Origin of the sequence: [Mycobacterium] manitobense (genome assembly GCF_025821665.1) — a bacterium.
Lineage (GTDB): Bacteria > Actinomycetota > Actinomycetes > Mycobacteriales > Mycobacteriaceae > Mycobacterium > Mycobacterium arseniciresistens.
In genome coordinates, this window is sequence record NZ_JACKSJ010000247.1 from 36,129 (window position 1) to 57,648 (window position 21,520).

Annotated in this window: 22 protein-coding genes; 13 read left to right on the forward strand and 9 right to left on the reverse strand. The window is 69.3% G+C overall.

Annotated features, from left to right (window positions below; translation table 11 throughout):
• Window position 1: 1 nt before the first annotated feature.
• On the forward strand, window positions 2-358 hold the full coding sequence (locus H7I41_RS27250; RefSeq protein ID WP_264015763.1) for a DUF3140 domain-containing protein: 357 nt from the start codon (window positions 2-4) through the stop codon (window positions 356-358).
• Here H7I41_RS27250 and H7I41_RS27255 read toward each other — a convergent pair.
• Entirely contained in the window at window positions 345-1,238 is an 894-nt protein-coding gene (locus H7I41_RS27255; RefSeq protein WP_264015764.1) for an SCO6745 family protein, read from the reverse strand. The genes H7I41_RS27250 and H7I41_RS27255 overlap by 14 nt on opposite strands.
• 8 nt (window positions 1,239-1,246) lie before the next feature.
• Entirely contained in the window at window positions 1,247-1,963 is a 717-nt protein-coding gene (locus H7I41_RS27260) for a FadR/GntR family transcriptional regulator (protein WP_264015765.1), read from the reverse strand.
• Window positions 1,964-2,087: 124 nt separating this feature from the next.
• On the opposite strand from H7I41_RS27260, the gene H7I41_RS27265 reads away from it, so the two are divergent.
• Both H7I41_RS27265 and H7I41_RS27270 read left to right on the forward strand, forming a co-directional pair.
• Window positions 2,088-2,600 (forward strand): gluconokinase, encoded by a 513-nt coding sequence (locus H7I41_RS27265; protein WP_264015766.1) that lies wholly within the window; start codon window positions 2,088-2,090, stop codon window positions 2,598-2,600.
• Complete coding sequence (locus H7I41_RS27270; RefSeq protein ID WP_264015767.1) at window positions 2,597-4,072, forward strand: GntP family permease; 1,476 nt, start codon at window positions 2,597-2,599, stop codon at window positions 4,070-4,072. Before H7I41_RS27265 ends, H7I41_RS27270 begins: the two co-directional genes overlap by 4 nt.
• A 27-nt stretch (window positions 4,073-4,099) precedes the next feature.
• Here H7I41_RS27270 and H7I41_RS27275 read toward each other — a convergent pair whose 3' ends face one another.
• The 4 genes from H7I41_RS27275 to H7I41_RS27290 form a co-directional block, all read right to left on the reverse strand.
• Window positions 4,100-4,573 (reverse strand): RDD family protein, encoded by a 474-nt coding sequence (locus tag H7I41_RS27275; protein ID WP_264015768.1) that lies wholly within the window; start codon window positions 4,571-4,573, stop codon window positions 4,100-4,102.
• Between the two features lie 98 nt (window positions 4,574-4,671).
• Window positions 4,672-5,679: a DoxX family protein gene (locus H7I41_RS27280; protein WP_264015769.1), complete on the reverse strand. Its 1,008-nt coding sequence runs from the start codon at window positions 5,677-5,679 to the stop codon at window positions 4,672-4,674.
• 46 nt (window positions 5,680-5,725) lie between these two features.
• Window positions 5,726-6,229, reverse strand: a complete 504-nt coding sequence (locus tag H7I41_RS27285) for a DUF6328 family protein (RefSeq protein WP_264015770.1) — start codon at window positions 6,227-6,229, stop codon at window positions 5,726-5,728.
• A gap of 48 nt (window positions 6,230-6,277) precedes the next feature.
• Window positions 6,278-6,829 (reverse strand): dihydrofolate reductase family protein, encoded by a 552-nt coding sequence (locus tag H7I41_RS27290; protein ID WP_264015771.1) that lies wholly within the window; start codon window positions 6,827-6,829, stop codon window positions 6,278-6,280.
• 84 nt (window positions 6,830-6,913) lie between these two features.
• Between H7I41_RS27290 and H7I41_RS27295 the strand changes: the two genes are divergently transcribed.
• The gene (locus H7I41_RS27295; protein WP_264015772.1) at window positions 6,914-8,311 is read left to right on the forward strand and encodes a xylulokinase; all 1,398 of its coding nucleotides are present in this window, start codon (window positions 6,914-6,916) and stop codon (window positions 8,309-8,311) included.
• Window positions 8,312-8,347: 36 nt separating this feature from the next.
• On the opposite strand, the gene H7I41_RS27300 is transcribed toward H7I41_RS27295, so the two are convergent.
• The gene (locus tag H7I41_RS27300) at window positions 8,348-9,265 is read right to left on the reverse strand and encodes a LysR family transcriptional regulator (RefSeq protein ID WP_264015773.1); all 918 of its coding nucleotides are present in this window, start codon (window positions 9,263-9,265) and stop codon (window positions 8,348-8,350) included.
• A 27-nt stretch (window positions 9,266-9,292) separates the two neighbouring features.
• On the opposite strand from H7I41_RS27300, the gene H7I41_RS27305 reads away from it, so the two are divergent.
• Both H7I41_RS27305 and H7I41_RS27310 read left to right on the forward strand, forming a co-directional pair.
• Window positions 9,293-10,159, forward strand: a complete 867-nt coding sequence (locus H7I41_RS27305) for an acyl-CoA thioesterase domain-containing protein (protein ID WP_264015774.1) — start codon at window positions 9,293-9,295, stop codon at window positions 10,157-10,159.
• Between the two features lie 42 nt (window positions 10,160-10,201).
• Entirely contained in the window at window positions 10,202-11,698 is a 1,497-nt protein-coding gene (locus tag H7I41_RS27310; RefSeq protein ID WP_264015775.1) for an FGGY-family carbohydrate kinase, read from the forward strand.
• Here H7I41_RS27310 and H7I41_RS27315 read toward each other — a convergent pair.
• Together H7I41_RS27315 and H7I41_RS27320 are read right to left on the reverse strand one after the other, a co-directional pair.
• Window positions 11,683-12,474, reverse strand: coding sequence for an SDR family NAD(P)-dependent oxidoreductase (locus tag H7I41_RS27315; RefSeq protein WP_264015776.1), 792 nt, complete (start codon window positions 12,472-12,474; stop codon window positions 11,683-11,685). The two genes, H7I41_RS27310 and H7I41_RS27315, sit on opposite strands and share 16 nt — an antisense overlap.
• Window positions 12,475-12,496: 22 nt before the next feature.
• A complete protein-coding gene (locus H7I41_RS27320; RefSeq protein ID WP_264015777.1) occupies window positions 12,497-13,522 on the reverse strand; it encodes a sugar-binding transcriptional regulator in 1,026 nt (341 codons plus the stop codon).
• A gap of 127 nt (window positions 13,523-13,649) precedes the next feature.
• On the opposite strand from H7I41_RS27320, the gene eltD reads away from it, so the two are divergent.
• The 7 genes from eltD to H7I41_RS27355 form a co-directional block, all read left to right on the forward strand.
• Entirely contained in the window at window positions 13,650-14,738 is a 1,089-nt protein-coding gene (gene eltD, locus H7I41_RS27325) for an erythritol/L-threitol dehyrogenase (RefSeq protein ID WP_264015778.1), read from the forward strand.
• Window positions 14,739-14,758: 20 nt separating this feature from the next.
• Window positions 14,759-16,183 (forward strand): extracellular solute-binding protein, encoded by a 1,425-nt coding sequence (locus tag H7I41_RS27330; protein ID WP_264015779.1) that lies wholly within the window; start codon window positions 14,759-14,761, stop codon window positions 16,181-16,183.
• Between the two features lie 14 nt (window positions 16,184-16,197).
• Window positions 16,198-17,154: a carbohydrate ABC transporter permease gene (locus H7I41_RS27335; RefSeq protein WP_264015780.1), complete on the forward strand. Its 957-nt coding sequence runs from the start codon at window positions 16,198-16,200 to the stop codon at window positions 17,152-17,154.
• Window positions 17,155-17,158: 4 nt separating this feature from the next.
• The gene (locus H7I41_RS27340) at window positions 17,159-18,040 is read left to right on the forward strand and encodes a carbohydrate ABC transporter permease (RefSeq protein WP_264015781.1); all 882 of its coding nucleotides are present in this window, start codon (window positions 17,159-17,161) and stop codon (window positions 18,038-18,040) included.
• Window positions 18,040-19,146, forward strand: a complete 1,107-nt coding sequence (locus tag H7I41_RS27345) for an ABC transporter ATP-binding protein (protein WP_264015782.1) — start codon at window positions 18,040-18,042, stop codon at window positions 19,144-19,146. The genes H7I41_RS27340 and H7I41_RS27345 overlap by 1 nt, the downstream gene beginning before the upstream one ends.
• 8 nt (window positions 19,147-19,154) lie before the next feature.
• On the forward strand, window positions 19,155-20,270 hold the full coding sequence (locus tag H7I41_RS27350; protein ID WP_264015783.1) for an ABC transporter ATP-binding protein: 1,116 nt from the start codon (window positions 19,155-19,157) through the stop codon (window positions 20,268-20,270).
• On the forward strand, window positions 20,267-21,520 hold a 1,254-nt coding region (locus tag H7I41_RS27355), incomplete at its 3' end, for a dihydroxyacetone kinase family protein (protein ID WP_264015784.1). The genes H7I41_RS27350 and H7I41_RS27355, both read left to right, overlap by 4 nt.

Consider the following 21,520-nt stretch of genomic DNA (forward strand, 5'->3'; position numbering starts at 1 on the left):
GATGGCCGAGAGTGACACAAAGCAGCACGAGGACCACAAGCAGGCGTGGGACGAGTTCCACGACGTCGTCAACATGACCGCGTCGGAACTGGAGAAGTGGCTCGACTCCGACGATTCGAAGTCGGTGGGCCAGAAGTCCGGCGGCGGCGAGTCCACCGGCCACGAGAGCGGCCGGCACATCGTCAAGATCCTGAAGGCCAAGAAGTCCGACCTGTCCGACGACGACTACGCGCACATGCGCAAGGTCGTCGGTTACACCAAACGCCATCTGGCACAACGCCCCTCAGGCGACATCGAAGACTCGGCGTGGCGGTACTCGCTGAAGAACTGGGGCCACGACCCGGTCAAGAAGTCCTGAGCCCGGCGCTCTCGTCGTCGAGGTCGTCGCGATTGAGGCCCATCGGGGTGGCCTGCGGCACGTCGCCCCCCGCCACCGCGGCGCGGGCGAGCGGTGTCAGCGTCCGGAACAGCTGTTCGACCTCGTCGTCGGCGAGGCCGTCGAGTGCCGAGAGCGCCAGCGCGTCGGTGGTGTCCTCGATGTGCTGCTTGAGTTCCCGGCCTGCATCTGTGAGCGCTCCGCTGTCGTCGAGCAGGCCGCGAGCGGCGAGCCGGTTCTGGTGCTCGGCCCACTGCTGCTCGTCGTAATCCCGGCTGCGCATGATCATCTCGGCGGGCACCTTGCCCGCGGCGGCGTGCAACACGTTGCACTCGCGGCCGCTGACGCCTGCGGCGGCGAGCACCGCCACATGCGCGTCGCCACGGTGTTCGCGCAGCAGCGTCGCGGCGTGCCACAACCGCGCCACGGGATCGGTGGGCCAGTCCAGCGACAGGTTGGCCGCGAACAGCGGCCGGCCGTCGACTGGCGCCGCGACGGCGGCCTTGGCCGCGAGATCGGCTGCGGTGCGCAGGCCGTCGTCGTCGACCAGGCCGTAGCGCCGCAGGGCGGCGACGGCCGACTCCTCACGCGCGCGCAGGGCCTCGGCCGGGCCGGCCACCTCCCAGGCCGCGGGCAGGGCCTTGGCCACCCGCGCGGGTGCGAAGTTGTAGAACACGGCGGTTACCACCTCCGCCGGAACCGGTCCCAGCGGCGCCGAGCGCGCGGCGAAGTAGCCCATCCAGAATCCGCGGTACCCGAGCGCGTCCATCGCGGACCGCGCCTCAGGGGCGAAGTAGGTGACGGCGTGCACCGCCTCGAACCGGTCGAAGAAGCGTCGTGCGAGATTCGGTTGTCTGCCCACCATCGCAGTTAACCACTGCCGGTGAACTCCTCGGCCACCGCGGATGCCGCTTCGTCGATGATGGCGCGCATCGCCCGTTCGGCCTCCGCCGCATCGTTCATCCGTATCGCCCGGGCGACGTCGTCGTGCAGCGCGATCGCGGCGGGGTTCGGGTTCTCCGGCATCATCCCGTGCTGGGTCCGGCCGGACAGCACCGAGGCGACCACGCCGGTCAACGCGCGGAACATCTCGTTTCCGCTGGCGTCCAGCAGCGTCTGATGGAACACCAGGTCCGCGGACAGGTAGGCGTCCAGGTCACCGGCGCGGCCGTGCACCAGCATGTCCGACGCGGCGGCGGCCATCACCCGGCACTGGTGCGGGTCTGCCCGCCGGGCCGCCAGGGCGGCGGCCGCGGGCTCGAAGCCGCGACGCAGTTCGGACAGCGACTCCAGCTGGGCCACGCGGTCGCCTGCGTCGAGGCGCCATCGAATCACGTTCGGGTCGAACACATTCCAGCTCGTCGACGGCTGCACCGTGATGCCGACCCGGCGGCGCGACTCCACCATGCCCATCGATTCGAGGACGCGGATCGCCTCGCGGGCGACGCTGCGTGACACACCGTGGCCGACGCCGACGGCGTCGAGCGTGAGCACCTGACCGGCTGGGTACTCCCCGGAGACGATGCGGGTGCCCAGCGCGGTGAGCAGTCCGCCGTGCAGAGCGCCGACGCGAGTGGCCACGGTCACACTTACATGGTGTCATACGTTTGCTGGCGCGGCTAAGGACCCATCATCCGAACTTCGATCTTGCATAAGTCTTACCATTGGTGCAGTCTGTGTGACGTCAACCACAACTGGGTAGGTGGAGGGTATGGCGTCACCAGTAGTCGTCATGGGTGTGTCCGGGTCCGGAAAATCGACCGTTGGTGCGGCGCTCGCGCAGCGCCTGCGCGTCCCGTTCGCCGACGCGGACGACTTCCATCCGCCGGCGAACATCGCCAAGATGACCGCGGGTCACCCGCTCGATGACGACGACCGTCATCCGTGGCTGGAGGCCATCGGAATCTGGCTGGCCGAGCATCCCACGGGCGGGGTGATGAGCTGCTCGGCGCTCAAGCGCCGATACCGTGACCAGCTCCGCCGGCACTGCGCCGACGTCGCGTTCCTGCACCTGAGTGGGGCGCTGGAGGTCATCTCCCGTCGTCAGGCCAGCCGGCCCGGCCACTTCATGCCGGCGTCCCTGCTGGCTTCCCAGTTCCAAACGCTCGAGCCGCTGGAGCCCGACGAGCACGGCGTCTCCATCAACGTCGACCAGGACATCGATTCGATCATCGACTCGTATGTCACCTTGACCGATCCCGCCACCGAAGAGGAGACCCGATGACCACGGCACTGACCCTGCTGGCCGCCGATGCGGAGCTGGCCGAACCCGTAGCGGCCGGTTGGCAACTCGTCGTCGCGGCGCTGGCCGGCATCGCGGTCATCGTCATCCTGATCACCCTGTTGAAGCTGCACCCGTTCCTCGCCCTGATCTTCGGCGCGCTCACGGTGGGCCTCGTGGCTGGCGTGAACATCGCCGACGTCCTGGACTCCTTCGCCGACGGATTCGGCTCCACCGCAGCAGGTGTCGGCATCCTCATCGCGCTGGGCGCAATGTTCGCGAAGTTACTGGCCGACTCCGGTGGCGCCGACGAGATCGTCGACACCATCGTCGGGCACGCCTCACCGCGCGCGCTGCCCTGGGCGATGGCACTGGTGGGTTCGATCATCGGCCTGCCGATGTTCTTTGAGATCGGCCTCGTGCTGCTGATGCCGGTGATCTACCTGGTGGCGAAGCGCTCGGGCCTGTCACTGATCACCGTCGGCATCCCCGCCCTCGCCGGGCTGTCCGCGATGCACGGCCTGGTCCCGCCGCACCCGGGCCCGCTGACCGCCATCGAGTACCTGGGCGCCGACCTCGGCATGACGCTGGCCCTCGGTGTCGCCGTGGCCATCCCGACGGTCATCGTCGCCGGGCCGCTGTTCGGCAAGCTGGCCGGCCGCTGGGTCGTGCTCGACGTGCCGGACCGCTTCGACGCCGACGACTTCGACGGCAACGGCAGTGGAAAGGGCGCAGCCGCAGGGGAAGTGGGCGACGGCGCGCAGACTTTGACCGCGACCGAGGCCGGACTCCGTACCGAACGGCGCAGGCCGTCGTTCGGCATCACGATGTTCAGCGTGCTGCTGCCCGTCGGGTTGATGATGGGCAAGGCACTCGTCGACATCTTCATCGACGACGAGAGCAATCTCGTGCGACAGACGTTCGACATCCTCGGGCGGCCGCTGATGGCGCTGCTGATCGCCGTCATCGTCGGCATCGTCACCCTCGGCAAGAGTTCGGGCATGACCCGCGACCAGATCACCAAGTGCATCGAGTCGTCGCTGCCGCCGGTCGCCGGCATCATCCTGATCGTCGCCGCCGGCGGCGGGTTCAAGCAGGTGCTGGTCGACACCGGCATCGGCACCAAGCTCGCCGAATGGGCGACGGCGGCCAACGTCTCGGTGATCCTGCTGGCCTGGGTGCTGGCCGTGCTGATCCGTCTGGCGACCGGCTCCGCGACCGTGGCCACGATCACCGCGTCGTCGCTGATGCTGGGACTCGTCGAGGGAATGAGCGCCGGCGAGGTCTCGCTGGTGGTGCTCGCGGTCGGTGCCGGCTCGGTGTTCTTCAGCCACGTCAACGACGCCGGGTTCTGGTTGGTGAAGGAGTACTTCGGGATGTCGGTCGGTCAGACGATCAAGTCGTGGTCGCTGATGGAGACCGTGCTGTCGGTGACCGGCCTGGTGTTCGTGCTGCTGTTGGGGCTCTTCATCTGACGACGCGCCGGCAGCGGACGCAGGCCGTCAGCCCTTGACGACCTGCGTCCCGCCGGCCAGCTCGTCGTGCTTGCCCTGCTTGGTCGGGCTGCCGTTGATGGTCACCGCGATGACGACCATCGCCACGAAGGCCAGCAGCCCACCCACCAGCGGAATGATGGTGAGCACCGTGAACGCGTTGCGGATCGCCGCTTCGCGGGCGGTCGGCTTGGCTGCGCCGCCGGCACCACGCACGTGCAGCCCGAGCAGCTTTTTGCCCGGGGTCCAGCCCTGGGTCAACTCGAACGCGAAGAAGTAGAGGAACATCGGCACGCCGGTGAACAGGCCGGATGCCCAGAAGCTCGACATGCTGTCGGTCAGCACGATCAGCAGCCCGGCGACGATGCCGACGAGGATGCCGTCGATCAGCCGGGCCAGAAACCGTGGCAGCAATGCGCCGGGCGCACCCGCTCCCGGCGAGCCGTAGGAACCGGACGGGGAACCGTACTCGCCTGAAGTCATTGCATTCGCTCCTGCTCACAAGGGGTGGATGCGAATGTACCGCCCGAGCGGGCGCCGGGAAGGGGCGACGGCCGCTCGGGCGGTGACGGTCTTCTGGGTCAGCGCAGGCGCTTCTGCTGCTTGTTGAGCTCCTTGCGGGTCTTCTCCAGTTCCTTGCGTGTGGTGCCGGCGAGGTCGCCGGCCCGGTAGCGGGCGGCGTCGGCGACGGCGGCGCTGCGCTTGGCGGCCGCGTCGGCGAGCTCGGGGGCGCGGTCGCGGGCGACGTCGGCCCAATCCGACCCGCGCTCGCGGGCGAGTTCGGCCCAGTCGTAACCGCGTTCCCGAGCCACCTCGGCGAGTTCGGCGCTGCGCTTGCCTGCGACGTCGGCCAGTTCGGCGCCGCGCTTGCCTGCCACCTCGGCCAGTTCGGCGCTGCGCTTGCTCGCGACCTCGGCGAGTTCGGCGCCACGCTCACGCGCCACATCGGCCCACTCTGCGCCGCGCTTGCCTGCGACCTCGGCGAGTTCGGCGCCGCGCTCACGGGCGATCTGTGCGAGCTCCCGGCTGCGCTCGGCGCTGACGTGCAGGCCGTGGCCGACCTTCTCGGCGAGTTCGCTGTCGGTCAGCGAGTTGCCCGCGGCCGCGCCCACCGGCAGCGCGGAGGTGACGGCCACCGAGACCTTGCGTGCGGCGCGGCGGCCGCGCCAGCCGAGGGACGGCTTGCCCTCGGTGTCGACGGCGGCGATGATCAGGCCGCCGATGAGGCTGATGTCGGTGAGGAACGCGCGCCGCTCGTCGGCCTTGCGCCCCGGCTCCGTCTCGGTCCAGAAGGCGTGGGCGCCGAGGCTTCCCGGCACCACGCTGAGGGCCAGTGCGGCCGAGGCGAAGCGCGGCAGCTTGCCCGTCGCCAGCAGCAGGCCGCCTCCGATCTGGACAGCCGCGGTGACCTTGGCGACCGTCTCGGCGTCGGACGGCACATTGGGGCCGACCGGATCGGGCAGCTTGCTCAGGCCGTCGAGTGTCGGTCGGGCGGCGTCGGCGGCGGGCTTGGGGCTCCGCAGCGCGTCTACGCCGCGCCCGATGAAAACGGCGGACAACATGGGGCGCGCGACTCGTCGAATCAACATGGCCCGGGGGTTCCCCCGGCATCCGCTTCACAAACCCTGATCTGCCTCAATAGGACGTGTCGGTCTTCCGTCGTCCCCACAGCGGCAGCGCGAACCAGAAGGTGTTCAGCGCCAGCAACGTCGCGCCACCGGCGATCCACGCACCGGTCCGCCCGGCGACGGTGTCGAAGATGACGACGGCGACTCCGGTGAGTGCGGCGCCCAGCAGCAGCAGGCCCCACATCGCGTACCGATGGGAGGCGGCGACCAACGCCTCCATCCGGTGTCGCCGGAACAGCAACCGGTGCATGCCCACCGGCGCCACCAGCAACACCGTGGCGCCCACCGAACAGGCCACGGTGATCAGGTAGACCAGCCGCATCACCGCGTCGAGCTGAGGGAACCGGGCCTGGAACGGCAGCGTCAGCAGGAAGCCCGTCAGCAGCTGCACCCCGGTCTGCGCCACCCGGAGTTCCTGCAGCAGGCTCGACCAGTTGCGGTCCAGCCGCTGCGCCTCGGTCTCCTCGCGATCGGCATCCCACCTCTCGGCGCCAGGACGCTCGGTGTCCACAACGGCATTCTCGCAGTCGGCGCACCCGACTTCCCGGCTTCGGCGAAGTCAGCCGACGCGGTACTTGAGCAAGGTGACACCCGAGGGGAAGGTGCGCGCCGGCTCGAGCACCGAGAGCCGGGGGAGTGTGCGGCCGTCGGGGAACAGCTTTCGTCCGCGGCCCTGCACCGTCGGGTAGACGGTCAGCCGGAACTCGTCGACCGCTCCGGCCGCGATGAGCGCATGGGCGAGCGAGATGCTGCCGGTCAGCACGATGTCGCGGCCCGGTGCGGCCTTCAGCGCAGCCACCTCGGCCACCGGATCCCCACGCAGCACCGTCGAGTTCGCCCAGCCCGGATCCCCCAGTGTGGAGGACACCACGTACTTGGCGACCTGGTTGAGGTAGTCGGTGACGCCGGTGCTGTCGTCGGTCTGCTCGGGCCAGTACCCCCGGAAGTCCTCGAACGTCCGCCGTCCGAGCAGCAGCGCGTCGGACTCCCGGTCCTGGCGGTGCGTCTCGTCGAGAAGTTCCTGATCCTGCAGCTGCGGGTCGAACCAGTCGTCGAGCATCTCGATCGATCCGTCCAGCGTGGCGTTCTGGGTGATGACGAGTTTTCGCATACCGGTACCGACCCGCACAGCGTCCGGGAATCATCGGCCCGGCTGACTAGGCTGGGACATTCGACCGGATTCGAGGAGGTAGCGGTGACGCTCGTTGCGGGATTCGACTCGTCGACGCAGTCCTGCAAGGTCGTCATCTGCGATGCCGAGAGCGGTGAGGTGGTGCGCGCGGCATCGTCGCCGCATCCCGACGGCACGGAGGTCGACCCGCAGCTGTGGTGGTCGGCGTTGCAGGCCACCGTCAGTGCCGCCGGCGGCCTCGACGACGTCGCCGCCGTTTCGGTCGGCGCGCAACAACACGGCATGGTGTGTCTGGACGAGCACGGTTCGGTGGTGCGGAATGCCCTGCTGTGGAACGACACCCGATCCGCGGCAGCGGCCGCGGATCTGGTCGGCGACCTCGGCGGCGGCGCCGCATGGGCGGACCGTATCGGCGTGGTCCCGGTGGCGTCGATCACCGCGGCGAAACTCCGCTGGCTCGCCGATGCCGAACCGGCACACGCCGATGCGACCGCGGCGGTGTGCCTGCCGCACGACTGGTTGACGTGGCGGCTGTCCGGTTCGACCGACATCGCCGACCTGCGTACCGACCGCAGTGACGCCAGCGGCACCGGGTACTTCTCGGCGGAGCGCGACGCCTACGACCGCGATCTCCTCGAGCTGGCCATGCGGGGCCGCGCTCCGTCGTTGCCGGTCGTGCTCGGTCCGCACGACGAGGCCGGCCGCACAACGGCCGGCGCGGTGCTCGGGCCCGGCGCGGGGGACAACGCCGCCGCGGCGTTGGGGCTCGGCGCCCAGCCGGGGGACTGCGTGATCTCCGTGGGGACCTCGGGCGTGGTCAGCGCGGTCGGCCACACCGCACCCCATGACGCCGAAGGCATCGTCGCGGGTTTCGCCGATGCCACCGGCCGGCAGTTGCCCCTGGTGTGCACACTCAACGGCGCACCCGTGCTGGCTGCGGTCGCCGCGCTGCTCCGGGTCGACTTCGACGAGCTCGACCGGTTGGCGCTGTCGGCGCCGCCGGGAGCCGAGGGTCTCACGCTGGTGCCGTACCTGGACGGCGAGCGCTCACCGAATCTGCCGGAGTCGGCCGGCGCTCTGCACGGGGCGACGACCCGGAACCTCACCGCCGCCAACATGGCGCGGGCGGCGGTCGAAGGACTGCTGGCGTCGCTGGCCTACTGCATCGACAAGATCGCGGCGCAGGGGGTCGCGGTGGAGCGCATCATCCTGGTGGGAGGCGGGGCACGATCCGGGGCCGTCCGCAAGATCGCACCCGCGATCTGGGGCAGGCCGGTGCACGTTCCCACCCCCGGGGAGTATGTGGCGCTCGGCGCTGCCCGGCAGGCGGCATGGACGCTCGCCGCCGGTGGTGAGCCGCCGCAGTGGTCCTTCGGCATCACGGCCTCCTACACCGCCGACGCCACCCCTGCTGTGCTGGACCAGTACCGCGTCGCGCAGCCGCTGACCCTCGGGCAGTGACGCAAAATCAGTGCGGGCTGGTGCATTCCGGTCGCGTCACTGGCGGGCCGCCGGCCTCGGCCACGATTCGGCAGGCACCGGACGGGTCCGCGGCCGTAACCGGTCGAGCACCAGCCGCAGGGGCGGCCACGTCGAGCGGCCGCGCCGCGTGACGGCGAACGCGGTCAGTATGACGGCGGGTTCGGTCAGCGGCAGCACCCGCACTCCGGGTCCCGTCGGCCGGTGCACGGGCAGCAGTCCGACGCCGTAGCCGGTCCGGATCAGGTCCTCGACGAGCTCGAGGCTGTCGATCTGGTGGGCGATGGTCGGTGTGAAACCGGCCAGCGACGCCAGCGTGCGGACAGCGTCCTCGTCGGCGGTGTTGCGGGAGTTGACGATCCAGCGGCGATCGGCGAAATCGCGGAGATCCGCGATGTCGCTGGGGTCGTCGTCGGGCACTCCGAGGCCCCAGGGCGTCGACCACAGTGGCACCGCCTCCAGGACGGCGTCCGGCGATGCCGGCGCGAGGTCGTACTCGTAGGTCAGCGCCAGGTCGAGGTCGTCGTCGGCGAGCAGACGGAACGCCTCGATCGGCTCGTATTCGCTGATCACGACGTCGACCTGGGGATGGCTGCGGGACAGTTCGTCGAGAATCGGCAACAGCGAGACCCGGATCCCGGTGGCGAACCCGCCGACGCGCAGCGTGCCCGCCGGGTCGGCGTCGGGGTCGAGGTCGAGGCGCGCGGCGTCGACCGCCGCCAGGATCGTCACGGCGTGGTCGGCCAGTCGCCGCCCGGCCGGGGTGAGCCGCACGCGCCGGCCGTCGGGTTCGATGAGCTGGGTGTCGGTGTCCCTGGCCAGTGCGGCCAACTGCTGTGACACCGTCGACGTGGTGAGTCCGTGTGCGTCGGCGACCGCCCGCATCGAACCGAGCCGCGACAGCGCCAGCAGCAGTTGCAGCCGGCGGGTGTCCATCCGCCGATTGTCCGGGAACACCGCAGTATGTGTCCAGCACCGTCCAGTGATGATGAACGATCAGCACTGTGCGAAGATGCCCCGGTGACCCGACCCGCACACTTCACGCAGCTCGACCAGGATCGCTTTCAACCTACGCGGTTCGCCCAAAGTCACTGGGGTGCCGACCATCTCAACGGTCCGGCGGTCGTCGGCCTGGCTGCCCGTGCGCTCGAGACACAGTTCGGGTTGCCGGAGCTGATGCCGGCAAGGCTCACCGTCGACCTCTTCCGCGCCGCGAAAGGCGTGCCGACCGAGACCGTCACGCGGCTGGTCCGCGACGGCAGGCGGGTGCGCAACGCGGAGTGCGAGATCGTGCAGGGCGGCGTGACGGTGGCTCGCGCCACGCTGGTGCAGTACCGCCGTGGCGCACCGCCACGTGGCGAGGAGTGGACGGCCGCAATGGATTTCGAACCACCGGCCGATCTGGATCAGGGCAGGCCGATCAACATCGGCAGTGACGGGGTGGGCTGGTCGCATGCGATCGTCGACCATCAGAACGCCGCCCGCAAGCGCACCGTCAACCGCACCGCCGACGTGGTCGAGGGCACCGACAACACGCCGTTCGTCCGGGCGGCCATGGTGGCCGAGGGCACGAGCCTGGTGACCAACCTGGGCACCGCCGGTGTCGGCTACATCAACGGCGACCTCACCGTGGCGCTGGCGCGGCTGCCGGTCGACGACTGGGTGGGGGTGCAGGCCGACGCCCACTGGGCCGACGACGGCGTCGCGGTCGGCACGGCCACCCTGTTCGACCACCTCGGCGCATTCGGCACTGGCGTGGTGACCGCGATCGGCAACCCCGGCGCGCAGATCGACTTCTCCGACGATCCGTTCCCGTCCCGCACCCACTGATCGGCCCACGCCTGCGTAGGCCCACCGCGTAGGGTCGGGACCGTGGATCTGCTGCTCGGAATCGACATGGGCACGGGAAGCACCAAGGGCGTGCTGGTCGACGCCGAAGGATCGGTGATCGCGTCGGAGACGATCGCACACGCGATGAGCCTGCCGCGCCCGGGATGGGCGGAGGTCGACGCCGAGGGCCTGTGGTGGAGTGAGGTCTGCCGGATCAGCACCGCGTTGACGGCGCAACTGCCCGACGGCGCCGCGGTGGCCGGTATGTGTGTCAGCGGTGTCGGGCCGTGCCTGGTGCTGTGCGACGGTGACCTGCGACCGCTGCGGCCGGCGATCCTGTACGGCGTCGACACCCGGGCAACCGACGAGATCGCCTCGCTGACAGCCGAACTGGGGGAGCAGGCGATCCTCGAGCGTGCCGGCACCCTGCTGTCGAGCCAGGCCGTGGGGCCCAAGCTGGAGTGGGTCCGCCGTCACGAGCCGGAAGTCTTCGAACGTGCCGCCGGCTGGTACGGATCGAACTCCTACATCGCGGCGAAGCTCACCGGTGAGTACGTGATGGACCACCACACCGCCAGCCAGTGCGATCCGATGTACGCCACCCGCGAGTTCGCCTGGAACGACGAATGGGCGCGCCGGATCTGCGGACATCTGCCACTGCCGAGGCTGGTCTGGCCCAGCGATGTGGTGGGCCGGGTGACCCCGGCGGCGGCCGAGGCCACCGGCGTGCCCGCGGGCACCCCCGTGGCGGCGGGCACGGTCGACGCCTACTCGGAGGCGTTCTCGGTGGGCGTCCGGCGTCCGGGCGATCAGATGCTGATGTACGGGTCGACGATGTTCCTGGTGCAGGTCATCGACACCTATCACAGCGATCCGGCGCTGTGGACCACAGCCGGCGTCGAACCCGACACACTGGCGTTGGCCGCGGGCACCTCCACGGCGGGCAGCCTCATCGGGTGGCTGCAGAACATCACCGGCGGCGCCAGTTTCGACGATCTGATGGCCGAGGCGCGCAGCGTGCCGCCCGGCAGCGACGGGCTGCTGATGCTGCCGTACCTCGCGGGGGAGCGCACGCCGGTGTTCGACCCACAGGCCCGCGGCGTGGTCGCCGGGCTGACGTTGCGCCACAGCCGCGGTCACCTGTTCCGGGCGGCCTACGAGGGCATCTCGTTCGGTATCCGGCAGATCCTGGAGAAGTTCGACGACGCCCACTCGGCGGCCCGCACGGTGGCCGTCGGCGGCGGCCTGCGCAGTCCTGTGTGGGCGCAGACGCTGTCCGACATCACCGGTCGCCCGCAGCAGGTCCCCGAGCAGGCGATCGGCGCGAGTTACGGCGACGCGCTGCTGGCCGCGATCGGCATCGGCCTGGTGCCGCCGAGCACCGACTGGGCAAGGATCGCCAGGGAGATCGAACCCGACCCCGCCAACCGGGCCCGCTACGACGATCTGTACGGGACCTGGCTGGAGCTGTACCCGGCCACCCGCGAGCAGGTGCACCGGCTCGCGGCCACCGAACGGCGCGATCAGCCCATCGTGTAGCCGCCGTCGAGCGGCAGGTCGACACCGTTGACCATGCTGGCGGCGTCGGACGCCAGCCACACCACCGCGTCGGACACCTCGTGCGGAACGGCGAAGCGGCCCAGCGGGATACGCGCGAGCATGGGAGCCGCCTTGGCGTCCTCGCCCCACACCCGCTGCCCCATCTCGGTCAGCACGACCGTTGGGCACACCGAGTTGGCCCGGATGCCGTGCGGACCGAGTTCGCGGGCGAGCACCTTGGTCGCCATGACGAGCCCTGCCTTCGACGCGCAGTACGCGTAGTGGTCGGGCAGTGGCGCCAGCGCCGCGGCGGAGGCGACGGTGATGATGGCGCCGCCGGTGCCCTGCCGGACCATCGCCGCACCGACGGCGGCGGCCAGCAGCGCAGGCGCCCGCAGGTTGACGGCGATGGTGGCGTCGAACAGGGCAGGATCGGTGTCGACGGCCGGCTGGGGATGTGAGATGCCGGCGTTGTTGACCAGCACGTCGAGGCCACCGAAGGCTTCGCCGGCGAGCCCGGCGAGCATGTCCGGTCCGTCCGGCCGAGCGAGATCGACTGCGGCGGTGCGCACCTCGGCTCCGTAACGGTCCGACAGCGTGGCGCGTGCCGCATCCAGTTCGCCCTCGTCGCGGCCGCTGAGCACCAGGTGTGCACCGGCGGCGGCGAAGGCCCGCGCGATGTCGGCGCCGATGCCCTTGGTCGCGCCGGTGATCAGGGCGCGCTTGCCGTCCAGGCGCAGCACTCCGGAGTAGCGCGAATCGGCGGTCGTGGTCACGGGTGTCCTTTCACGACGGCGGTCAGGCGGCGTGGTCGAGGGCGTCGAGGATCGCCGCGGCCGTCGCCGGATCGGTGACGAGCTGATTGAAGTAGCCACCGCGGGCGCCGGCGATGATCGACTCGACTTTGTCCGGCCCGACAGCCACGGCGATGGTGACCGGGATGTGGCGCAGGGCGTCGAGTTCGACGGCGATCAACCGGTCGCTGCCGTCGAACTCGACCGGTTCGCCGTCGCGGTCGTAGAACCGGGAGCAGACGTCACCCACCGCGGCGCGCAGCGAGGTGGAGCGGGTGGGCACGAACCGGGGGATGTCCGACCGCATCAGCGGAGGCGCCCCTACGCCCATGAGCGCGCACCGGGCGTGTGGCCACAGATGCAGCACCCGCTGGATGCTCGGGTCGTTGAGCAGCGACGGGTACAGGTCGGCACCCGGGAGTGCCGGGGCGAACAGGTAATTCGGCCTGCCGTTGACGCGGTTGGCCACCAGCCGGGTGATCTCGTTGGTCTGGTACCACTCTTCGGGCTGGTCGTTGCCACCCACGGTCGGGGCGACGAGCACCCCGGGCAGTGCGTGCATCTCGTACTGCGCCACCTCGTAGACGGTGCGTCCCGACGACACCAGCAGCACGTCGCCGGGCAGCAGTCCCGCCGCGCCGAGCGCGCGACCGACCGCCGGTGCCAGTGCGGCGCCCATCACGTCGACGATCGTCCGGCCCGGTCCCGGATTCGGCAGCGGGTGACTGAGGAACACCGTCGTCAGCGCCAGCGCGCGCATCAGCCGGTCGCTCAGATCGCCGGTGGCGACCTCGGCCGGTGGGACGACCTCGATGCGGACGATGCCGCGTCGTTTGGCTTCGGCCAGAAGGCGACTCACCGTCGCACGGCTGGTGCCGAGCTGGGCGGCCACGTCGGCCTGGGTGGCGTCCTCGGTGTAATAGAGCTTGGCCGCGGTGTACAGCAGCGACGCCGAGAAGTGGCCGGCGTCGGCGTCGGCGGCGGCACCGTCGACACCGGCCGGGCTGACGGGCTGTGCGGGCCGGGGCACGCACCGAGTATGCCATCGACACGCAGCTTGAACACGTATTCCTGAACAAATTCTCATTGAACAAGTGTTCTGGACATATGTGCATAGGTTGGTTAGTGTGACTGCAACCACATCCCGAGGAGCCGCGATGACCGCACAGATTCCCGAGAAGATGCAGGCAGTGGTGTGCCACGGCCCGCACGACTACCGACTCGAGGAAGTCGCCGTGCCCCAGCGCGGTCCCGGGGAAGCGCTCATCCGGGTCGAGGCGGTGGGCATCTGTGCCAGTGACCTGAAGTGCTACCACGGCGCCGCCAAGTTCTGGGGCGACGAGAACCGTCCGGCCTGGGCCGAGACCATGGTGATCCCGGGGCACGAATTCGTCGGCCGGGTGGTCGAACTCGACGACGAGGCCGCGCAGCGCTGGGGGATCGCGGTCGGCGACCGGGTGGTCTCCGAGCAGATCGTGCCCTGCTGGGAGTGCCGGTTCTGCAAACGCGGCCAGTACCACATGTGCCAGCCGCACGACCTCTACGGCTTCAAGCGCCGCACACCCGGGGCGATGGCCAGCTACATGGTCTATCCGGCGGAAGCACTGGTGCACAAGGTGTCCGGCGATGTCGCCCCCGCGCACGCGGCGTTCGCCGAGCCGCTGTCATGCGCCCTGCACGCCGTCGAGCGCGCGCAGATCACCTTCGAGGACACCGTGGTGGTCGCCGGTTGCGGCCCGATCGGCCTCGGCATGGTCGCGGGTGCACGCGCCAAGAACCCGATGCGGGTGATCGCGCTGGATATGGCGCCCGAGAAGCTGGAACTGGCCGCCCGGTGTGGCGCCGACCTGACCATCAACATCGCCGAACAGGACGCCGAGCAGATCGTCAAGGACCTGACCGAGGGCTACGGTGCGGACGTCTACCTCGAGGGCACCGGCCACACCTCCGCAGTGCCGCAGGGGCTGAACCTGCTGCGCAAGCTCGGCCGCTACGTCGAGTACGGCGTCTTCGGCAGCGACGTCACCGTGGACTGGAGCATCATCAGCGACGACAAGGAGCTCGACGTCCTCGGCGCGCACCTCGGCCCGTACTGCTGGCCGGCCGCCATCAAGATGATCGAGTCCGGTGTGCTGCCGATGGAGCAGATCTGCACCCACCAGTTGCCGCTCACCGACTTCCAGAAGGGCCTGGACCTGGTGGCGAGCGGCAAGGAGTCCGTCAAGGTCTCGTTGATCCCGGCCTGATCGAGCGAAGGACCGAAGACATGAGTCGATTCAATCCCTCGGGTCCGCGGATGACGCGGCGCGACATGTTGGCCGCGATGGGCATCGCCGGAGCCGCCGCGGCGAGCCTGCCGGTGCTGTCGGCCTGCGGCGTGGGCGGCAAGGCCGGTGCGCCGAACGGGGCGTCGGAGATCAGCGGCGGATTCGACTGGCGCAAGGCGGCGGGGTCGACGATCAACATCCTGCAGACCCCGCACCCCTACCAGCTGTCGTATCAGCCACTGCTGCAGGAGTTCACCGATCTCACCGGCATCAACGTCAACGTCGACCTGGTGCCCGAGGCCGACTACTTCACCAAGTTGAACACCGAGCTCGCCGGCGGTTCGGGCAAGCACGACGCGTTCATGCTCGGTGCGTACTTCATCTGGCAGTACGGCCCGCCCGGCTGGATCGAAGACCTCGACCCCTGGCTGAAGAACAGCTCCGCCACCAGCGCGGAGTACGACTTCGAGGATATCTTCGACGGGCTGCGCACTTCCACCCGGTGGGACTTCACCCTCGGAAACCCGTTGGGCACCGGCGGACAGTGGGCGATCCCGTGGGGGTTCGAGAACAACGTGGTGGCCTACAACAAGCGGGTCTTCGACGAGAAGGGCATCAAGAAGCTGCCCGACAACCTCGACGACTTCATCCAGCTCGCCGTCGACCTCACCGACCGCTCGGAGAACCGGTACGGCCTGTCCACCCGCGGATCCAAGTCGTGGGCGACCATCCATCCCGGCTTCATGACCCAGTACACCCGCCAGGGTGCGGTCGACTACACGTTCAACGGTTCCGAACTGGTCGCCGAGATGGACAGCGACAAGGCCATCGATTTCACCAACAAGTGGATCGACCTCCAGCACCGGGCCGGGCCGACGTCGTGGACCACCTACGACTACCCGAATGCCACCGGCGATCTCGGCGACGGCAAGGCGATGATGGTGTTCGACGCCGACAGCGCCACCTACCCGAAGAACAAGCCGGGAGCGAGCAAGGAGGCGGGCAACATCGCGTGGTACGCGGGACCCGCAGGGCCCGACGGCAACTACAAGACGAATCTCTGGACGTGGAGCTGGGCGATGAGCTCGGCGTCGCGGAACAAGCTGCCGGCCTGGCTCTTCATCCAATGGGCCACCGGCAAGGAGTCCATGAACAAGGCCGTCCAGGGTGGCACCTACGCCGATCCGGTGCGGAAGTCGGTGTTCGACACCACGTTCAAACGGGTCGCCGCCGATCAGTTCGGCTACCTCGAGGCGTTCGAGACGGTGATCGGGGAGTCGAAGATCCAGTTCACCCCGCAGAAGAAGTTCTTCGACACCACGCAGAGCTGGGCGGTGGCGCTGCAGGACATCTACGGCGGTGACGACGCGGCGACCCGGCTGCGCAGCCTCGCCAAGACCAACACCTCCAAGGTCAACCTCTAGGAGCGCTGGCGCACATGACAACTCAGACCCCCAAGGCTCCGGAGACGTCGCCGGAGCAGCCGGCTCGGACTCCGGGGCGCGACCTGCCCGAGGTGCCGACGTGGCGCCGCAGGCTGCGGCCGTACCTGCTCTCGATCCCGGCCCTGGTGATCGTCATCGGGATCCTCTATCCGTTCGCCGTCGGCGCGTACTACGCCTTCCTCAACTACGCCGCGGTCAACCCCGACCCGCACTTCGTCTGGTTCCAGAACTTCGCCTCGGTGCTCGGCGATCAGGTGTTCTGGCGCAGCGTGCAGGTCACCGCGATCTTCGCGGTGCTCGCCACGGCGATCGAGACCGTGCTCGGCGTCGGGTTGGCGCTGCTGCTCAACCGGTCGTCGATCATCGGCAAGATCTTCGAGAAGGTGCTGATCCTGCCGCTGATGATCGCCCCGGTGATCGCGGGCGTCATCTGGAAGCTGATGTTCAACCCGCAGTTCGGCATCCTCAACCACGTTCTCGGACTGGGCAACACCTTCGATTGGCTGTCGGCGGGCAACGCGCTGTTCTCGGTGATCCTGGTCGACATCTGGATCTTCACCCCGTTCGTGGCGATCCTGGTGCTCGCGGGCATCCGGTCACTGCCCAGGGAGCCGTTCGAGGCGTCCGAGGTCGACGGCGCGGGCTGGTTCTACATGTTCCGCAAGCTGATGCTGCCGATGCTGTGGCCCTACATCCTGGTCGCCGTCATCTTCCGGTTCATGGACAACCTCAAGGTGTTCGACCACATCTACGTGCTCACCGCGGGCGGCCCGGGCGTGGCCACCCGCACCCTGCAGATCGGCGCGTTCGAGGACTCGATCATCAACCTCGACTACTCCCGCGGCAGCACCTACATGCTGCTGCTCTGGATCATCGTGTTCATCACCGCGCGCTACCTGGTGAGCGTGCTCGGCAAGGCGCAGCGTCGTGCTGCCGGAGCGGAGTCCTAGAGAGATGGCACTCAAGTTGAGCCGGGCCGAACTCCTCCCGGGCCAGAAGCGGATGTCGATCGGCGCGGTGGCCGCCGACGTCGGACTGGTGTTCTGGTTCCTGTTCTCGCTGTTCCCCATCTTCTGGATGCTGATGCTGGCCCTGAAGAACGCCGAGCAGCAGACCACCACCTACTTCTCGTTCAGCCCGACGTGGTCGAACTTCGCCACGGTGCTGTCCGAGAAGGGCACCCAGATGACGAGCGTCGACTTCAAGGCGTCACTGCTGACCAGCCTGCTCAACTGCGGTGGCGCGGTGCTCGTCTCGCTGATCATCGGCATTCCCGCCGCCTACGCCGCCGGCCGCTGGCAGTACCGGGGCTCCAACGACCTGATGTTCCAGATGCTGTCGTTCCGCTTCGCACCGGAGCTGATGGTCATCGTGCCGCTGTTCGTGATCTACAACCAGATCGGCCTGTTCGACACCAAGGTCGGCATGATCTGGGTGCTGCAGCTGGTCACGATGCCGCTGGTGGTGTGGATCCTGCGGTCCTACTTCCAGGACCTGCCGGAGGATCTCGAGCAGGCGGCGCTGCTCGACGGCTACACCCGCAGGCGCGCCTTCATGATGGTCGCACTGCCCATCGTGCGGCCGGGTATCGCCGCGGCGGCGCTGCTGGCGTTCATCTTCGCCTGGAACAACTACGTGTTCCCGCTCATCCTGGCCGACAGCAATGCCGGCACCGTCACCGTGGCGATCACGAAGTTCCTCGGCGGCGGCGGCCAGGCGTACTACAACCTCACGGCCGCGGCGGCGATCATCGCGGCTCTCCCGCCCCTCATCCTGGCGCTGACCATTCAGCGCTACCTGGTCCGGGGCCTGTCGTTCGGGGCGGTGAAAGCCTGATGGCCACGGTATCGGTTGTCGATCTGCACAAGTCGTTCGGAAAAACTCACGCGGTCAACGGGATATCCGTCGACATCGAGGACGGCGAGTTCTTCGTCATCCTCGGGCCCAGCGGCGCGGGAAAGACCACGACGCTCAAGTCGATCGCCGGCCTGGTCGACATCGACGGCGGGTCGGTGGCGATCGGCGGCCGGGACGTCACCCGGGTGGAGCCGTATCACCGCAACGTCGCGATGGCCTTCGAGAGCTACGCGCTGTACCCGCAGAAGACGGTCAGCGAGAACCTCGCCTCGCCGCTGAAATCGGGCAGGACGGGCCGCTACACCGAGGCGCAGCGCACCGAGCGGATCGACCAGGTCACCACCACGCTGGGGATCAACCACCTGCTCGCACGGTTCCCACGCGAGCTGTCCAACGGCCAGCGCCAGCGCGTCGCCCTGGGCCGGGTGCTGGTGCGGCCCGCCGACATCTACCTGCTCGACGAACCACTCAGCCACCTCGACGCCAAGCTGCGTGCCTCGATGCGGGCCGAGCTCAAACAACTGGGCGCGATGTCGAACACCACCACGCTCTACGTCACCCACGACTACCAGGAGGCGCTCGCGCTGGGCGATCGCATCGCCGTGATGCGCGAGGGCACCCTCGTCCAGATCGGCACTCCGGAGGAGATCTGGCGGCGACCGGCGGACACCTTCGTCGCCAAGGCGCTGGGGCAGCCGGAGATCAACCTCCTCGACGGCGTCGTCGACGACGGCCGGATCCGGCTGGGCGACGGCTCGTTCGACGTGCCGGTGCCCGCAGGCACCACGGTCGACCGGGGTGACCGCGTGCGGGTCGGACTGCGGCCCTGCGATATCCACGTCACCCCCGGTGCGGGCGCACTGCGCGGCAGGGTGACGCTCGCCGAGCGACTCGGCCGCAACGTCGAACTGGCCGTCGAGGTCGGGGGAGTGCCCCTGATCGTGCTGGCGTCCGGACGTGAGGGCGTCGACGAGGGCGCCGAGATCACCATGTCCGTTGCGGATGGCGACGTCCATGTGTTCTCCGCCGGTGACGGCGACACCGAACGGCTCGGCGCCGAGAAGATGCTGGAGGCGATGAAGTGACGGCAACGATGAACTCCCCGAAGACCACGACCGCACAGAGCCTCACCCTCACCGACCTGGTCAAGACGTACATGGCGCGGGGCCGCGAGAGCTTCCAGGCGGTCAAGGGCATCAACCTCGACATCGCTCCCGGCGAGCTGATCGCCCTACTGGGACCCTCGGGCTGCGGCAAGACGACCACCCTGCGGATGATCGCCGGACTGGAGACCGTCACCAGTGGGTCCATCAAGATCGGCGACCGGGAGATCTCCCAGCTGCCCGCGGCCAAGCGCGGCATCGGTGTCGGCTTCGAGAGCTACGCGCTGTACCCGCCGATGTCGGTGCGCGACAACCTGCTCTACGGACTGAAGGCACGCAAGGTCAAGGGCGCCGAGCAGATGGTCGACTCCATCAGCGAGCGGCTCGAGATGCGCGACATGATGAACCTGCGGCCGGCGGGGCTGTCCAGCGGTCAGAAGCAACGGGTGGCGTTGGCGCGCGCGCTGGTCCGCAACCCGCCGGTGCTGCTGCTCGACGAACCGCTCAGCCACCTCGACGCCTCGGCGCGGCAGCGGGTGCGGCGTGAACTGAAGGTGCTGCAGCGCGAATTCGGCTACACCACCATCGTCGTCACCCACGACCAGGTCGAGGCGCTGTCGCTGGCCGACCGCCTCGCCGTGATGGACGCCGGCGTGGTCCAGCAGTTCGGCACGCCGGACGAGGTGTTCGACGACCCGGCGAACCTGTTCGTCGCGCAGTTCGTCGGCGAACCACAGATCAACGTGCTGCGCGGCACCGCCCGCACGGTCGACGGCCGGGTGCGGGTCGAGATCGGCAGGGACGCAGGCACTCTGGACACTACCGTGACCGGCATCGCCGACGGCACGAAGGTCAGTGTCGGCGTCCGCCCGCAGGACTGCGCGATCACGACCGACCCCTCCCGCGGCGTCGCCGCCACGATCGCGTACTTCGAGCACCTGCTCGAGTTCGGCCTGGCCACCAGCACCGTCGCCGGGATGGAGGAGGGCATCGTGGTCCAGACGCCGGCCGCGGAGAGCTACGAGCCCGAGCAGCAGGTGACCGTCACCGCACCGCCCGAGCGGGTCTACCTGTTCGATGTCGAGTCGGGAGACCGGTTGCGATGACCAAGCTCTTCAACGACCCGGCGCGGTTCACCGAGGACATGCTCGTCGGGTTCCTCGACGCCAACGCCCGCTACGTCGTCGGCGTGCCCGGCGGAGTGGTGCGCGCGCAGCAGACCCGGCCCGGCAAGGTCGCCGTCGTCATCGGCGGCGGATCCGGCCACTACCCGGCGTTCTGCGGCACGGTGGGAACCGGCTTCGCCGACGGCGCCGTGGTCGGCAACATCTTCACTTCCCCGTCGGCCGAGGAGGCGGCGTCGGTGGCGCGCGCCGCGCACGGCGACGCCGGTGTGCTGCTCACCACCGGGAACTACGCCGGCGACGTGATGAACTTCGGCCTGGCGGTGACACAGCTGCGCGGCGAGGGCATCGACGCGCATTACTTCGCCGTCACCGACGACGTCGCCAGTGCCCCGAAGGGCGAGGAGTCCAAGAGACGCGGCATCGCAGGCGATTTCACCGTCTTCAAGTGCGCGAGCGCCGCCGCCGAGGAGGGTCTCGACCTGGCCGGTGTGGTCGCGGTCGCGGAAGCCGCGAACGCCGCCACCCGCACCCTCGGCGTGGCGTTCGACGGCTGCACGCTGCCGGGCGCCGATCATCCGCTGTTCACCGTGCCCGAGGGCACGATGGGCGTCGGGCTCGGCATCCACGGCGAACCGGGCGTGGCCGAGGAGTCGATGCCGACCGCGGCGGACCTGGCCGTCACCCTCGTCGACGGCGTGCTGGCGGAGAAACCGGACGACGCCCGGGAGCGGATCGCGGTGATCCTCAACGGGCTCGGCCGCACCAAGTACGAGGAGCTGTTCGTGGTCTGGGGCGAGGTGGCACGGCTGCTGCGCGAGCGGGGCTACACCGTCGTGGACCCGGAGGTGGGTGAACTCGTCACCAGCCTCGACATGGCGGGCTGCTCACTGACCGTGATGTGGCTGGACGAGACGCTCGAGCGGTACTGGACCGCACCGGCGGACACGCCTGCCTACCGGAAGGGCGCGGTGCCGGTCGGAGAGCAGGGTCCGCGGCGCACGGACACCGACACCGGATCCGCACCCGAGGCGCCGCGGCCGGCCGAACTCTCCGACGACGACAGTCGGTCCGGCGGCCGGCTGGTCGCGCGGGCGCTCGAGGCGATGGCCGACATGCTCGCCGACGCGGAGGACGAACTCGGCCGCATCGACGCGGTCGCCGGCGACGGCGACCACGGCCGCGGCATGGTGAAGGGATCCTCGGCCGCCCGTGCTGCCGCCGCCCGCGCC

What these genes read in the sequence shown, in the direction of transcription:
- H7I41_RS27250 (WP_264015763.1), top strand. Translation starts at nt 2, where the DNA reads ATGGCCGAGAGTGACACAAAGCAGCACGAGGACCACAAGCAGGCGTGG.
- H7I41_RS27265 (WP_264015766.1), top strand. Translation starts at nt 2,088, where the DNA reads ATGGCGTCACCAGTAGTCGTCATGGGTGTGTCCGGGTCCGGAAAATCG.
- H7I41_RS27270 (WP_264015767.1), top strand. Translation starts at nt 2,597, where the DNA reads ATGACCACGGCACTGACCCTGCTGGCCGCCGATGCGGAGCTGGCCGAA.
- H7I41_RS27275 (WP_264015768.1), bottom strand. Translation starts at nt 4,573, where the DNA reads ATGACTTCAGGCGAGTACGGTTCCCCGTCCGGTTCCTACGGCTCGCCG.
- H7I41_RS27280 (WP_264015769.1), bottom strand. Translation starts at nt 5,679, where the DNA reads ATGTTGATTCGACGAGTCGCGCGCCCCATGTTGTCCGCCGTTTTCATC.
- H7I41_RS27290 (WP_264015771.1), bottom strand. Translation starts at nt 6,829, where the DNA reads ATGCGAAAACTCGTCATCACCCAGAACGCCACGCTGGACGGATCGATC.
- H7I41_RS27300 (WP_264015773.1), bottom strand. Translation starts at nt 9,265, where the DNA reads ATGGACACCCGCCGGCTGCAACTGCTGCTGGCGCTGTCGCGGCTCGGT.
- H7I41_RS27305 (WP_264015774.1), top strand. Translation starts at nt 9,293, where the DNA reads ATGTGTCCAGCACCGTCCAGTGATGATGAACGATCAGCACTGTGCGAA.
- eltD (WP_264015778.1), top strand. Translation starts at nt 13,650, where the DNA reads ATGACCGCACAGATTCCCGAGAAGATGCAGGCAGTGGTGTGCCACGGC.
- H7I41_RS27330 (WP_264015779.1), top strand. Translation starts at nt 14,759, where the DNA reads ATGAGTCGATTCAATCCCTCGGGTCCGCGGATGACGCGGCGCGACATG.
- H7I41_RS27335 (WP_264015780.1), top strand. Translation starts at nt 16,198, where the DNA reads ATGACAACTCAGACCCCCAAGGCTCCGGAGACGTCGCCGGAGCAGCCG.
- H7I41_RS27340 (WP_264015781.1), top strand. Translation starts at nt 17,159, where the DNA reads ATGGCACTCAAGTTGAGCCGGGCCGAACTCCTCCCGGGCCAGAAGCGG.
- H7I41_RS27345 (WP_264015782.1), top strand. Translation starts at nt 18,040, where the DNA reads ATGGCCACGGTATCGGTTGTCGATCTGCACAAGTCGTTCGGAAAAACT.
- H7I41_RS27350 (WP_264015783.1), top strand. Translation starts at nt 19,155, where the DNA reads ATGAACTCCCCGAAGACCACGACCGCACAGAGCCTCACCCTCACCGAC.